Raw genomic sequence first — 12,184 nt, forward strand, 5'->3', positions numbered from 1 at the left:
CCTAAGGACACCAAGACATGCGCGCTTCGCTCGCGCGGGCCTTCGCTGTGCCCGCGCTCCTCCTCCTGACCGCCGCCTGCGGCGCCGAGCCCACCGTCACCGGCCCGTCAGCCACCACGGCCCCTGTGGTGGCGGGCAAGAAGATCAACCTCGGCCCGGACCAGCGTCGGGTGCGGGCCGAGAAGGTGGACGCCATCGCGGCCCAGGTGCCGATGGAGATCGCGGCCGACGGCAAGCTCACCGTCGGCTACAGCGGGACCAGCTCGCCGCCGCTGGTGTTCCCCGCCACCGACGACACCACCCTGATCGGCGTCGAGACCGACATTGCCCAGCTTGTGGCCGACGTGCTCGGCCTGGAGATCTCCCCGCAGACCAGCTCGTGGGAGAACCTCTTCCTGGCCAGCAAGTCCGGCAAGTACGAGGTCGTTTTCAACAACGTCACGGTCACCGAGGAGCGCAAGGACACCTACGACTTCGCGACGTACCGGATCGACCAGCTCGGCTGGCAGGTCCCCGAGAACAGCCCGATCAAGCAGATCGCCAAGCCCGCCGACATCGCCGGGCTGCGCGTCTCGGTCGGCTCCGGCACCAACCAGGAGAAGATCCTGCTCGACTGGGACAAGCAGAACAAGGACGCCGGGCTGAAACCTGTGGAGATCCTCTACTACGAGAAGTACGGCGACGTGCTGCTGGGGCTCAAGTCCGGCCGCATCCAGGCGTACTTCGGCCCGAACCCGGCCATCGCCTACAACATCGCCGTCAGCGGCGGCTCCAGGATCGTCGGCACGTTCTCCGGTGCCGGGCCTGACCTGCAGGGGCTCATCGCGGTCATGACCAAGAAGGACAACGGCCTGGTCAAGCCGCTCAACGAGGCGCTCAACACGGTGATCAAGAACGGCACGTACAAGGAGGTACTCGAACGCTGGGGTCTGGCCAACGAAGCGATCCCCGAGTCGCAGATCAACCCGCCCGGCCTGCCGAGGCAGGAGTCGTGAGCGAGCTCACCGCGCACGTGCGGCTCGTCGGCATGGCGGACCCGGCCGCCGCGCCGCTGCTGGCCGGGCTGCACCAGGAGTACACCTCGCGGTACGGGCCCAACGACGAGCTGGTGAGGTATCCGGAGGCGGAGTTCGCGCCGCCGCACGGCGCGTTCCTGATCGTGGTGTCCGGCGGAGAGACGGTGGCCGGAGGCGCGTTCCGCCGCTACGACCCGGCGACCGCCGAGCTCAAGCGTGTCTGGACGCACCCGCGTCACCGCCGCGGAGGGCTCGGCCGCCTGGTCGTGCGCGAGCTGGAGCGGGAGGCGGTGCGCCGCGGGTACCTCCGGGTCTTCCTGACCACGGGGCCGCGCCAGCCCGAGGCCGTGCGCCTCTATCTGGCCAGTGGGTACGAACCGCAGTTCGACGTGGCCGACCGCCCGGCCACGGGCCCGCTCGCCTTCGTCAAGAATCTACAACTTCGCACGTGAAAGGCCATATCGTATGCCTGCCTCCGCCCTCCTTCGACCCACACTTGCCCTGCTTCTGCTGGCCGCCCTGACCGGATGTGCCGGAGGCGGCGGGCAGCAGAAAGCCGCGGCGGCGCTGGCGGCGGACGCGCCGCTGCCGACCTCCGTCCCCAAGGGAACCAAGCTGATCATCGGAGACCCGCCTACCAAGGTGGCGCTGCAGCTCTCCGGTGAGATCGACAAGTTCTCGTTCGACGTCGAGTGGGCCAACATCAGCGGCGGCCCGCAGACCAGCGAGGCGTTCCGGGCAGACGCGCTGGACGTCGGCGCGGTCGCCGAGATCCCTGCCATCCACGCGACCTGGACCGGCCTGCCCGTGAAGATCGTCGCCTCCAAGTTCCGCAAGGACCCGCTCAACCATCCGACCTACGAGCTCGGCATCGCGCCGGGCGTGTCCGTGAAGACCCTGGCCGACCTGCGCGGCAAGAAGATCGCCTACAGCCCTGGCCAGGCGCAGGGCGCGCTCGTGCTCAAGGTGCTCGCGCAGGCAGGGCTGACGAAGGACGACGTCACCCTGGTGGAGCTGCCGAGCACCGGCGACGTCTATCCCAACGCGCTGGCCTCCAGGCAGGTGGACGTGGCCCCGATCGGCGGCGTCAACATCCGGCGGTACACCGCCAAGTTCGGCGAGGACGGCGGCACGACCATCCGCCACGGGCTCCGCGACGACCCGGGCCACCTGTACGTGCGCGCGGTCACGCTCCAGGACCCGGCCAAGGCCGCCGCGATCCGCGAGTACGTCGCCGCCTGGGCCCGCGCCGCGCGCTGGGTCTACGAGCACCCCGAGGAGTGGATCGGCGGCTACTACGTCAAGGACCAGGGTCTCAGCGCCGCCGACGGCCGCTACCTGGCCGAGCTGGCGGGCGAGCCGGACATCCCCGCCGACTGGTCGGACGCCATCGCCAGGCACCAGGAGACCATCGACATCCTGGCCAAGGAGACCGGCAACCCCGTGCTGAAGGCACAGGACCTGTACGACCTGCGCTATCAGACGGTCGGCGCGGACGCGATCAAGGGCGGTGCGTCATGACGCTCGTCACCTCACGCCCGGCCGTGGACGTCCCCGCGCGCAAGCGTCGCCGCCTGCGGCCCGGCCCACGGATCAGGTTCGGTTTCCTCGTGGGCCCGCTCCTGCTGGTCGTGGTCTGGGCGGCCGCCTCGGCGATCGGCCTGCTGGATCCGCGATTCCTGTCCGCGCCGTGGACGGTGGTGACCACCGCGGCCGACTTGATCGAGTCCGGCCGCCTGCAGTCCAACCTGCTCGCGTCCGTCCAGCGCGTGGCGCTGGGATTGGCCTTCGGCGTCCCGCTCGGCACCCTGCTCGCACTGATCTCCGGGCTGAGCCGCTGGGGCGAGGCCGTCATCGACGGGCCCATCCAGATCAAGCGGGCCATCCCGGCACTCGCACTGATGCCACTGCTGATCCTGTGGCTGGGCATCGGCGAGGGTATGAAGATCACCATGATCGCCCTTGGCGTGCTCGTGCCGATCTACATCCACACCCACAACGGGCTGCGCAGCATCGACAGCCGCTACGTCGAGCTGGCCGAGACCGTCGATCTCAAGCGTGGCGCGTTCGTCAGGAAGGTGGTCCTCCCGGGCGCGCTGCCCGGATTCCTGCTCGGCATGCGGTTCGCCGTCACCACGGCCTGGCTGTTCCTGGTCGTGGCCGAGCTCATCAACTCCACCACCGGCATCGGCTACATGATGGACCTGGCGCGTACGTACGGGCAGACCGACGTGATCCTCGTCGGCATCGTCCTGTACGGCCTGCTCGGCCTCTTCTCCGACGCCGGGGTGCGGCTTGTGGAGAGGAGGGCGCTGTCGTGGCGACGGACGTTGGCGAGCTGATCCGGGTCAAGGGCCTGACCCGTGTGTACGGCGATCGCGTGGTCTTGGACGGCCTGGACCTGGAGATCGCGCCGGGAGAGTTTGTGGCCCTGCTCGGGCAGAGCGGGTCGGGCAAGAGCACGCTGCTGCGGGCCCTGGCGGGGCTGGACGGAGACGTCGCCGGGGACGGACTGGTCGAGGTGCCCGCGCAGGTGTCGGTGGTGTTCCAGGACGCCAGGCTGCTGCCCTGGCAGCGGGTGCTCGACAATGTGATCCTCGGTCTTGAGGGGGCCGTGGAGCGAGGCCGGGAGAGCCTGGCGGAGGTGGGGCTGGCCGGGCGGGAACGTGCCTGGCCAAATGAACTGTCCGGCGGCGAACAGCAGCGCGTGGCGCTGGCACGATCCCTCGTCCGCGAACCCCGGCTGCTGCTCGCCGACGAGCCATTCGGCGCGCTCGACGCCCTGACCAGGCTCAAGATGCACGGCCTGCTGCGCCGCCTTTACGAGGAACACCGGCCCGCCGTGCTGCTGGTCACCCACGACGTGGACGAGGCGATCGCCCTGGCCGACCGCGTGCTCGTGCTCGACCTCGGCAGGATCGCCGCCGAGCAGCGGCTGGATGCCGGCCGGGGCACCACCGAGATCCGATCCGAGCTACTGCGGGCGCTCGGGGTCGGGGGAATTCCTGTAAAGTGAGTAGGAAAAGTTGACTATCTGCGACGTGAGATCGTACATTACCGGGATGAACGAGGACCGGGACGTGGTCGTCCGCACGGACCTCCCGGGGGATACGCACTGGTACGACCTCCCGGATGATGAGGCTCAGCCCGAACAGGAGGAGCAGCCCTCCGCACCACGACGGTCCTTGTGGCGGCGGTGGTCGTAGAGCTCGTGGACCTGTCGGCCTTCGGCCCGCACCTGCTCTCACCCTCGCCGTCCCCGGATGTGGAGGTGGCGCTGGAACTCGTCAAGGAAGCGGACGTGATCGTCGTGGCCAGCCCCACCTACAAGGGCACCTACACGGGGCTGCTGAAGGCGTTCCTGGACCGGCTGCCCTCCCAAGCCCTGGCCGGCACGGTGGCGCTGCCTCTGCTGGTGATGGGTGACGCACGGCACGCGCTGGCGGTCGAGGTGCACCTGCGCCCGCTGCTGGTGGAATTGGGCGCCGTCGTCCCCACGCCCGGCCTCGCGCTGGTCGAGGCCGATCTCCCGCGCCTGCCGGAGGTGCTGGAGCAGTGGCACACCGCGGTGGCGCCGCAGGTGAGGGCGGCGCTCACGGATGCCGCCAAGGCGTGACGGTGTGTGGCACCTGTGGGCCTCCTGCCATCCGCTGGCTGACCCCGACAAGGACCGGCGCGTCGACACCCAGTTCGTCGGCACGCCCGATCAGGTGGCCAAGCGGCTGCGCGTACTGCGCCTCATCCCCGCCTCCTCCCGGCCCTCGCCGCGTGCGGCGGGCCGGCCGTGCCCCGACCCGGTGCCCGAGCCGTACTAATGGCGGGGCCGCCAGCCGAGCTTGGGGCCGAGCTCGGTGGCGATGTCGGTGAGTATCTGCACATAGTCCTCGTGATCGAACGTGAACGGCAGCGCGAACGCGACCTCGTCGATCTCCCGGAAGGCGGCATGGTCGTAGAGCCGCTCGGCGATCTCGGTGGAGCTGCCGACGAGATCGGGCGCGAACATCATCCGTGCCGGGCCCTGGGGGGCGGCGGTTCGGGGCGTGCGCTTGTCGGCGTACTCCTTGTACTTGGCCTGCTGCTCGGACGAAGCTGTGTCGGTGGGGATGACCACCAGGCCCTGGGAGACGCGGGCGCGGTCGCCGTCAGGGTGGTGCGCGCGGAACTCCCGTACGTGGGAGAGCTGGATCTCGGCGAAATCCTCGGACTTCTCCGCTTTCACGACGCTGCTGGTCAGGAAGTTCATGGCGTGCTCGCCCGCCCACTGTGCCGAGCGCAGGCTGCCGCCGCCATACCACATGCGGCTGCCGAGGCCGGGGGAGTGGGGCTGGACCCGGTCGGAGAAGACCTCGAAGCCCTCGACCCCGCGGAAGTCGGTGGCCGGCTCGCCACGCACGAAGCCCAGCAGCCGTCGCACGCGTTCGTAGCTGAAGTCCTCGACGTCGCCGGTGTCGGGGTAGAGCGCGTCCTTGACCCGGTCGTAGTGCATGGGCGGGCCGATGCTCATGCCCGGATTGAGGCGGCCCCCGGACAGGATGTCCACTGTCGCCAGGTCTTCGGCCAGCCGCAGCGGGTTCTCCCAGCCCACGGGGATGACCGCCGTGCCCAGCTCGATGCGGCTGGTGCGCTGGGAGGCCGCCGCCAGGACGGCGACCGGGGAGGAAATGCCGTACTGCAGATGGCGGTGCCGCACCCACGCACTGTCAAAACCCAGTTGCTCGCCCAGTTCGATGATCTCGAGCGTCGACTCGTGGCCCCGGCGCGGATCGGCCTCGTCGAACAGCCCGATGGTCAAGAAGCCCAGCTTGCGCAGCGGTTGCGAGGCCAGCGGCATGTATGTCCCCCTTAGTCCTGTATTTCGACCCAAGATAGCGGGAAATCGTCGCACTGAGACGAGCTCATCACGCCGGACTCCATGAGCTGATGGCGCTCGCGGAGCGCGCCGGCCCGCGTGCCCAGTGCCATTTCAGCGGCTCTTGGGCCACCATCGAAGGTGCCCCGTGCCTACGGCGTTTCGATGGCGCTGGTGGTTGCGATCTCGCGCATGCGCCCGGCCAGCACGGAGTCGAGCAGGCCGGGGAAGAGTGCGTCGAGATCGTTGCGACGCAAGCGCACCAGCCTGGAGCGGCCCTGCACGGTGGTCCAGGTAACGCCCGCCTCGCGCAGCACCCGGTAGTGGTGCGACAGCGTCGTCTGATGAACATCGATCTCGCCCCCGAGCGCGGTGCAGTTCTCCTGCCCGGTCCGATCGAGCCGCTGGACGATCTCCAACCGCACCGGATCCGCCAGCGCCCGCAGCACCTCCGCCAGCCGGATCGCCTCGGTCGCCGGTTGTGTCACCTCACGCATCGCCACTCCCCGTGCTCCGCATGCTCACACCTTACCCACTCATTGATGTATGGACAAATATCCATATATTGCTTAGGCTGCCGCTCGATCTACCACCGATTGCTCCCGCGGAAAGGCGGCATTGCCGTGTTGAAACGGCTTCTTCCCCTTGCCCTGGCAACCTTCGCCGTCGGCACCGACGGTTACGTGATCGCCGGCCTGCTCCCTTCCATCGCTACCGACCTCGATGTCTCCACGCCCGCCGCCGGTCAGCTGGTGACGGTGTTCGCCTTGGTGCTCGCGGTGTCGGCACCCGTCATGGGGACGATCACTAGCGGACTGGACCGGCGTTCCGCGCTGCTGATCGCATTGAGCGTGTTCGTGGTGGGCAACGCCATCACCGCCTTGGGCACCGGCTACGAGGTGGTGATGATCGCCCGCGTCATCACCGCGATCGGCGCAGGCATCATCACCTCCGCCGCCTCCAGCACCGCAGCGGCCATCGCGCCCGCCGAACGCCGTGGCACAGCGCTGGCCTTCGTCCTGGGCGGCCTAACCCTGGCGACCGCTTTGGGCCTTCCCCTCGGCACGCTGATCGGCCAGGCCGACTGGCACATCACCCTGTGGGCCGTCGCCGGGATCGGCCTCTTCGCGGCTGCTGGGATTGCCGTCGCCCTGCCCAAGGTGACGCTCCCCGCCGCCTCGCTGGCCGACCGGCTGCGTCCGCTCAAGCAAGGCCGTGTCCTGGCCCTCCTGACCGTCACCGCCCTGGTCTTCCTGGGCGCCTACACCCTCTACACCTACATCGGCCCGGCCCTGCAGGACGCGACCGGCGACTCCCAGTCGCTGCTCACCATCATCCTGCTGGCCTGGGGAGTCGGCACCCTGGCCGGTAACACCGCTGCCGGACGGCTCGTCGACCGGCACAACCCCGCACGCGTCCTCACCGCAGCCCTCATCATCGCCGCCCTCGTCCTGGCCCTCACTCCGGTGGCGACCAACGCCCTCGTACCCGCCCTGGCATGGGCCGCGATCTGGGGCGTGGCCATAGGCGTCATCGTGGTTCCACAGCAACACCGGCTCATCGCCCTCAGCCCCGCCGCCGCGCCCGTTCTGCTCGGCCTCAACTCCTCGGCCATCTACATCGGAGTCGCCCTTGGCGGCGGTCTAGGCGGGCTGGCGCAGGAGTCGTTCGCCATCGCTTCCGCCGACCTGGGACTGCCGGCCGCAGGCATCACCGCCTTGGCCCTGCTCTGCCACCTGGGCACCGCGCGCCGTCACACCAACCACACGCCCGCAGCGTCCGCGCCGACCCCGGCACCTTCAGGGAAGGCCAGGGCGTAACCCCTCGCGTCCTCCGGTACGTCCCTGGAGGGTCGGCTTAGGGGGTGAATGCGGCGGGCGGGCTTGAAGCCGGTGCCGTCCCGGCGCCTGGTCAACTCCTCGGCGATCACGCCATCAGCAGGCTTCGAACGCTCATGGGCAGGGCACACGAGCGAGTGGCGGCAAGGTCGGAGGCCGCCGTGAATCAGGGGGACGGCCCCGGCCGTGCAGTAAAGGCGCACGATTCCGTTTCCTTGCCAAAGCCACGGTGACCGGGCCGGGACAACCGGCGCGCGAACTCGGCCGGACGAGCAGTGGGGCATGCCGGCGGACCGACGGGGCGCGGGTCAGTGGGTGGGCGGGTCCGGGGACGGTGTGTGGCCAGGTGACGGCGTGGGGTCGGCGCGGAGGATGGTGTCCAGGAGGCCGGGGAAGCGGGCGTCGAGGTCGGCGCGGCGCAGCGAGACCAGGCGGCGGGTGCCGTCGCGGCGGGTGCTCGTCACGCCCGCCTCGCGCAGCACCTTGAAGTGGTGCGAGGCCGTCGAGGCGGCCATCTCGTCGCCGGCGCACTGTGCCGTGCCGCACTCTCCGCCCTTGTCCAGGCGGGCGACGAGCACGCGCCGGACCGGGTCGGCCAGTGCGAAGAGCACGTCGCTCAGGTCGATGTCCTCGACGGCCGGCTGGCGCAACTCCCGCATGGCCGCCACCTTATCGCATTCTTTGAGAAGTATTGAAATAAGGTCACAGGCGTGCTTGGCTCCTATTTCGAATCTACTGGAAGTATCTAAGAAGGGGTCTCATGCCTCCCAGGCTTCTCATCCTGGCCGTGGCCGCGTTCGCCATCGGGGTGGACGGGTTCGTGGTCGCGCCGATCCTGCCCGAGCTCTCCCGGGAACTCGGCGTCTCCGTGGCCGCCGCAGGCCAGCTGATCACGGTCTTCACCCTCGTTTACGCGATCGCCGCCCCCGTCCTGACCTCGCTGACCGGCAAGGCCGACAGGAAACGCCTGCTGGTGCTCACGCTGCTGGTGTTCACCGCGGGCAACGCGCTGTCGGCGGTGGCGCCGTCGTACCCGGTGATGATGGCCTCCCGGGTGATCGCCGCCTTAGGTGCGGCGCTCTACCTGCCGAACGCCTCGGGCGCGGCGGTCGTACTCAGCCCGCCGGAGCGGTCGGGCCGGGCGCTGGCGCTCGTCATGGGCGGGCTCAGCGCGGCGGGACTGATCGGCGTGCCGTTCGGCACGGTGGTCGCGCAGGCGGTGGGACCACGGGGCGTGTTCTGGATGATCGTGCTGCTCGGCCTGCTGGCGTCGGCGGGTGTGGCCGTCTTCCTGCCCTCCGTCCACCTGCCCGGCGCGCTCTCGCTGCGCGAGCGGCTGGCCATGGCCGCCCGGCCGAATATCGCGGGCCTGCTGGTGGTGACGGCGGTGACGCTGCTCGGAGCGTACATGGTCATGGCGTACGTCGCGCCGCTGCTGCGGGAGACGGCGGGGATCGCCGGGCGCGGCCTGACGCTGGTGATGCTGGTCAGCGGTGTTGCGGGCATGATCGGCACGGCTGTTGCCGGGCGAGCCATCGACGCCTACGGCGGCCGCCGTGTCTTCGCGGTCGCCGTAGGCGCGGCTGCGGTAGGGACGCCGCTGGTGCTGTTCGCGCACAACCCGGTCCTGACCGGGGTGCTGATCTTCGCCATGGGAGTCGCCTCGGCGGGGATGGTGCCCGCCCAGCAGATGCGGCTCATGGCGGCGGCGCCGGAGGCGGGGACGCTCTTGCTCAGCCTCAACAGCTCCGCGCTGTACCTGGGAATGTCGGCCGGCGGCGGACTCGGGGGCGCGCTGCTGGCCACGCTGGGTGTGACCGCGCTGCCCTGGTGCGCCGCGGCCGTCTACCTCGTCGCGCTCCTCGTCACCCTGCTGCCCCGCCGTCGCGCGGCCGCCCTTCCCGCCGGCCGGTCCGGCGCGATGAGGACGTGATATCGCTGCCGGGGAAGCGCGAGGTCAGCGCAGGCCGCCGTCGGTTATGAGCGTTCCACCGTCAGGACGTGTCCCGTGATCGTGTGACGGGGTCACGAAGCCAGGTGCGGATCAAGGCGACATCGACGCCTGGTGGACGTTTCGGCGTCGGAGATGAGTGGGGCGGGCGGACCATGAAGCCCAGCGGGTGGACGTCCGCCGCTACTTTTGGTTCCGGTCTTGCGTCGCGGCCGAGGTTCGGGAGGCGGGGCTGGGGCGGCGTTGGCGGGGGGCGGCGGAGCGGGGTGGCTGGGCGCGCTCGGCCCGTGGTTACGACATCCTGGACGACGCCATCGACTTCGGGCGGCACGTGATCCCGCTGGTCCGCGAGGGGCCGCCGAATGGGACCGGCCGCGTGTTGCGTTATACCCTCGACGTCTCCCCGTTCCTGTCCATGCCGCCCGAGCCCGGCCCGGCCGACTGGGACGATGTCGCCGCGCTGGTGGGACCGGGCGGGCATGTGTCCCTGCCCGGCGTGGTATCCGCGCCACCGGCCGGCTGGGAGGAGGTGGCGAACATTCCGGGTGTCCAGCTCACCGATGAGCGCATTGCCGGCGCGGACGACCCCGGCATGGTCCGGCTCCGGCCGGAGGACAGGCCGGAGATGCTGGATCTCGTCGAGCGGACGAAGCCGGGACCTTTCCTGCCGCGTACCGTCGAACTCGGCGTCTACCTCGGCATCCGGCACGGCGGCGTGCTGGTGGCCATGGCCGGCGAACGCCTGCACCCGCCGGGCTGGACAGAGATCAGCGCCGTGTGCACAGACCCCGCCCATCGAGGCCGGGGACTGGCGACCAGGCTGGTGCTCGCCGTCGCCGCGGGCATCCGGAGCCGGGGCGAGACGCCGTTCCTGCACGCGTCTGCCGCCAACGTCGGCGCGATCCGCCTGTATGAGCGGCTCGGTTTCCGCCTGCGCCGCACCACGGGCTTCCGCACTGTACGGGTTCCGGCGCGGGACTCGTCCACCGGTACACCGGCGACGGCCAGGGAAGTCGCGTGACGCGGTTGAGCCGGGCGGTTCACCGCACCAGGTGCCGGTCGGCGCTTATCCGCGCAACAGCGGTAGAAGCCGCTCGCCCTGACGCTTGATCTCCGGCAGGTAGGGGGTGTCGGAGAGCACGAAGTGGGTGATGCCGAGGGCCCGGTATTTGCGCAAGGACTTCGCCACGTCCTCGGCCGAGCCGACCAGCCAGGTGGTGCCCGCGCCGCCGCCGCCGAACTTGCCCGGGGTGGTGTAGAGGTTGTCGTCGAGCACCTCTCCGCGTGCGGCCAGGTCGAGCAGCCGCTGCTGACCGACGGCGGTGAACCGGTTCGGGTCGCGCGAGATGCCGCCGTTCGCCATCTCCTCGACCTTGGCCTCGGCGTCGGCCCAGGCCTGTTCGGCGGTGTCGCGCACCAGCGTGGTGATGCGCAGCCCGAACTCCAGCGGAGGGTGCTCGCGTCCGAGCTTCTCGCTGAGGTGCTTGAGCCTGTCGATCCGCTCGGCGACGCCGTCGAGCGGCTCGCCCCAGAAGAGCTGGACGTCTGCCTCGGTGGCCGCCACCTTCTCGGCGGCTTCGGAGGCGCCGCCGAAGTAGAGCCGCGGGTGCGTGCGTTCGCCCCGGACGACCGTGCGTGGCACCACGGTGGAGCCGGTGACGCTGAAGTGCTCGCCGTGATAGGTGACGTTCTCCTCGGTCCACAGCTTGCGCACGATCTGGATGAACTCTTTGGTGCGGCCGTAGCGGTGAGCCTGCTCGCCTTCGCTGTCACCGTATGCCGCCAGGTTGTCCTTGCCCGACACGATGTTGACCAGCACCCGCCCGCCGGTGAGATGGTCCAGGGTCGCGGCGGCGGAGGCGAACTTGGCCGGATGCCAGTAGCCGGGCCGGACGGCGATCAGCGGCTGGAACGTCGTCGTCTGCGCGGCCAGTGCGGTGGCGACCGTGAAGGTGTCGGGCCGTCCCCAGCCGGTGCCGATGAGCGCCCCGCCCCACCCGTGATCTTCGAGGGCCTTGGCGTGGCTGGTCAGGGTTCCCAGGCTGTTGTGGTTCGTGACGACGTCGTCGCCGCGGTGCCCGGGCTCCGCTTGGTTCGGGATGTACCAGAGGAACTGCGGATTCATCAGTCCGTCTTCCTGCTTTGGGGCCCTATGGCCCATATCACTGATAAACCTACTCTTCATGTAGGTAAATCGTAGATTGCGCATCGGGTTTCTTCGATACCCCAGGCGCGAGATTGACTTCGCGTTCTTCGCCGGTGCGCTGTGTCAGCGCTGATCGGCTGTCGCACCAGTCCGCATGTGAGTGCCCGCACCGGCAGCGTGGCCGGACGTAGTCATCAGGCATTGGGGCCGCATTCCGCGTGGTGAGCGTCGTCCTCCTCATCGCCGGGACCGGGTTCGCCCTCACCTGCGGCGACGACTCCAGTGCCAAGGCCGCTGGCAACGGGACATCCGGCCTACTGACACGCAGTCCTCCTCTGCGCGGCGGTCCCGTCTTCGCGGACCTCCCACTGAGTCCGTCCGGCA

The 12,184-nt window shown here is 69.8% G+C and carries 14 protein-coding genes; 10 read left to right on the plus strand and 4 right to left on the minus strand.

What is annotated here, in order from left to right; genetic code table 11:
- Positions 1 to 17 precede the first annotated feature (17 nt).
- From Q9G87_RS41910 to Q9G87_RS41940, 7 genes are all read left to right on the plus strand, one after another.
- Positions 18 to 995, plus strand: a complete 978-nt coding sequence (locus Q9G87_RS41910; RefSeq protein ID WP_305922164.1) for an ABC transporter substrate-binding protein — start codon at positions 18 to 20, stop codon at positions 993 to 995.
- Entirely contained in the window at positions 992 to 1,468 is a 477-nt protein-coding gene (locus tag Q9G87_RS41915) for a GNAT family N-acetyltransferase (protein WP_305922165.1), read from the plus strand. The genes Q9G87_RS41910 and Q9G87_RS41915 overlap by 4 nt, the downstream gene beginning before the upstream one ends.
- 13 nt (positions 1,469 to 1,481) lie before the next feature.
- A complete protein-coding gene (locus tag Q9G87_RS41920) occupies positions 1,482 to 2,537 on the plus strand; it encodes an ABC transporter substrate-binding protein (protein ID WP_305922166.1) in 1,056 nt (351 codons plus the stop codon).
- Positions 2,534 to 3,358, plus strand: coding sequence for an ABC transporter permease (locus tag Q9G87_RS41925; RefSeq protein ID WP_305922167.1), 825 nt, complete (start codon positions 2,534 to 2,536; stop codon positions 3,356 to 3,358). The genes Q9G87_RS41920 and Q9G87_RS41925 overlap by 4 nt, the downstream gene beginning before the upstream one ends.
- Positions 3,334 to 4,032, plus strand: coding sequence for an ABC transporter ATP-binding protein (locus tag Q9G87_RS41930; protein ID WP_305922168.1), 699 nt, complete (start codon positions 3,334 to 3,336; stop codon positions 4,030 to 4,032). The genes Q9G87_RS41925 and Q9G87_RS41930 overlap by 25 nt, the downstream gene beginning before the upstream one ends.
- Positions 4,033 to 4,212: 180 nt before the next feature.
- Entirely contained in the window at positions 4,213 to 4,632 is a 420-nt protein-coding gene (locus Q9G87_RS41935) for an NADPH-dependent FMN reductase (RefSeq protein WP_305922169.1), read from the plus strand.
- A gap of 4 nt (positions 4,633 to 4,636) precedes the next feature.
- Positions 4,637 to 4,831: a hypothetical protein gene (locus tag Q9G87_RS41940; RefSeq protein WP_305922170.1), complete on the plus strand. Its 195-nt coding sequence runs from the start codon at positions 4,637 to 4,639 to the stop codon at positions 4,829 to 4,831.
- On the opposite strand, the gene Q9G87_RS41945 is transcribed toward Q9G87_RS41940, so the two are convergent.
- Together Q9G87_RS41945 and Q9G87_RS41950 are read right to left on the minus strand one after the other, a co-directional pair.
- Positions 4,828 to 5,847, minus strand: coding sequence for an LLM class flavin-dependent oxidoreductase (locus Q9G87_RS41945; RefSeq protein WP_305922171.1), 1,020 nt, complete (start codon positions 5,845 to 5,847; stop codon positions 4,828 to 4,830). The genes Q9G87_RS41940 and Q9G87_RS41945 overlap by 4 nt on opposite strands.
- A gap of 170 nt (positions 5,848 to 6,017) precedes the next feature.
- Entirely contained in the window at positions 6,018 to 6,362 is a 345-nt protein-coding gene (locus Q9G87_RS41950; protein ID WP_305922172.1) for an ArsR/SmtB family transcription factor, read from the minus strand.
- Between the two features lie 126 nt (positions 6,363 to 6,488).
- Here Q9G87_RS41950 and Q9G87_RS41955 point away from each other — a divergent pair, with 126 nt between their 5' ends.
- Positions 6,489 to 7,685: an MFS transporter gene (locus tag Q9G87_RS41955; RefSeq protein WP_305922173.1), complete on the plus strand. Its 1,197-nt coding sequence runs from the start codon at positions 6,489 to 6,491 to the stop codon at positions 7,683 to 7,685.
- A 326-nt stretch (positions 7,686 to 8,011) separates the two neighbouring features.
- Here the strand turns inward: Q9G87_RS41955 and Q9G87_RS41960 are convergent, their stop codons facing one another.
- Positions 8,012 to 8,362 (minus strand): ArsR/SmtB family transcription factor, encoded by a 351-nt coding sequence (locus Q9G87_RS41960; protein WP_305922174.1) that lies wholly within the window; start codon positions 8,360 to 8,362, stop codon positions 8,012 to 8,014.
- A 101-nt stretch (positions 8,363 to 8,463) separates the two neighbouring features.
- Here Q9G87_RS41960 and Q9G87_RS41965 point away from each other — a divergent pair, with 101 nt between their 5' ends.
- Both Q9G87_RS41965 and Q9G87_RS41970 read left to right on the plus strand, forming a co-directional pair.
- Positions 8,464 to 9,636: an MFS transporter gene (locus Q9G87_RS41965; protein WP_305922175.1), complete on the plus strand. Its 1,173-nt coding sequence runs from the start codon at positions 8,464 to 8,466 to the stop codon at positions 9,634 to 9,636.
- A 157-nt stretch (positions 9,637 to 9,793) separates the two neighbouring features.
- Entirely contained in the window at positions 9,794 to 10,675 is an 882-nt protein-coding gene (locus Q9G87_RS41970) for a GNAT family N-acetyltransferase (RefSeq protein ID WP_305922176.1), read from the plus strand.
- Positions 10,676 to 10,720: 45 nt separating this feature from the next.
- Here Q9G87_RS41970 and Q9G87_RS41975 read toward each other — a convergent pair whose 3' ends face one another.
- The gene (locus Q9G87_RS41975) at positions 10,721 to 11,779 is read right to left on the minus strand and encodes an LLM class flavin-dependent oxidoreductase (RefSeq protein WP_305922177.1); all 1,059 of its coding nucleotides are present in this window, start codon (positions 11,777 to 11,779) and stop codon (positions 10,721 to 10,723) included.
- Positions 11,780 to 12,184 lie beyond the last annotated feature (405 nt).

This window comes from Nonomuraea turcica, assembly GCF_030718205.1.
Lineage (GTDB): Bacteria > Actinomycetota > Actinomycetes > Streptosporangiales > Streptosporangiaceae > Nonomuraea.

Bases quoted from the DNA above. Each gene is read 5' to 3' on its own strand.
- Q9G87_RS41965 (WP_305922175.1), top strand. From the start codon at position 8,464: ATGCCTCCCAGGCTTCTCATCCTGGCCGTGGCCGCGTTCGCCATCGGG.
- Q9G87_RS41975 (WP_305922177.1), bottom strand. From the start codon at position 11,779: ATGAATCCGCAGTTCCTCTGGTACATCCCGAACCAAGCGGAGCCCGGG.
- Q9G87_RS41925 (WP_305922167.1), top strand. From the start codon at position 2,534: ATGACGCTCGTCACCTCACGCCCGGCCGTGGACGTCCCCGCGCGCAAG.
- Q9G87_RS41920 (WP_305922166.1), top strand. From the start codon at position 1,482: ATGCCTGCCTCCGCCCTCCTTCGACCCACACTTGCCCTGCTTCTGCTG.
- Q9G87_RS41950 (WP_305922172.1), bottom strand. From the start codon at position 6,362: ATGCGTGAGGTGACACAACCGGCGACCGAGGCGATCCGGCTGGCGGAG.
- Q9G87_RS41945 (WP_305922171.1), bottom strand. From the start codon at position 5,847: ATGCCGCTGGCCTCGCAACCGCTGCGCAAGCTGGGCTTCTTGACCATC.
- Q9G87_RS41960 (WP_305922174.1), bottom strand. From the start codon at position 8,362: ATGCGGGAGTTGCGCCAGCCGGCCGTCGAGGACATCGACCTGAGCGAC.
- Q9G87_RS41910 (WP_305922164.1), top strand. From the start codon at position 18: ATGCGCGCTTCGCTCGCGCGGGCCTTCGCTGTGCCCGCGCTCCTCCTC.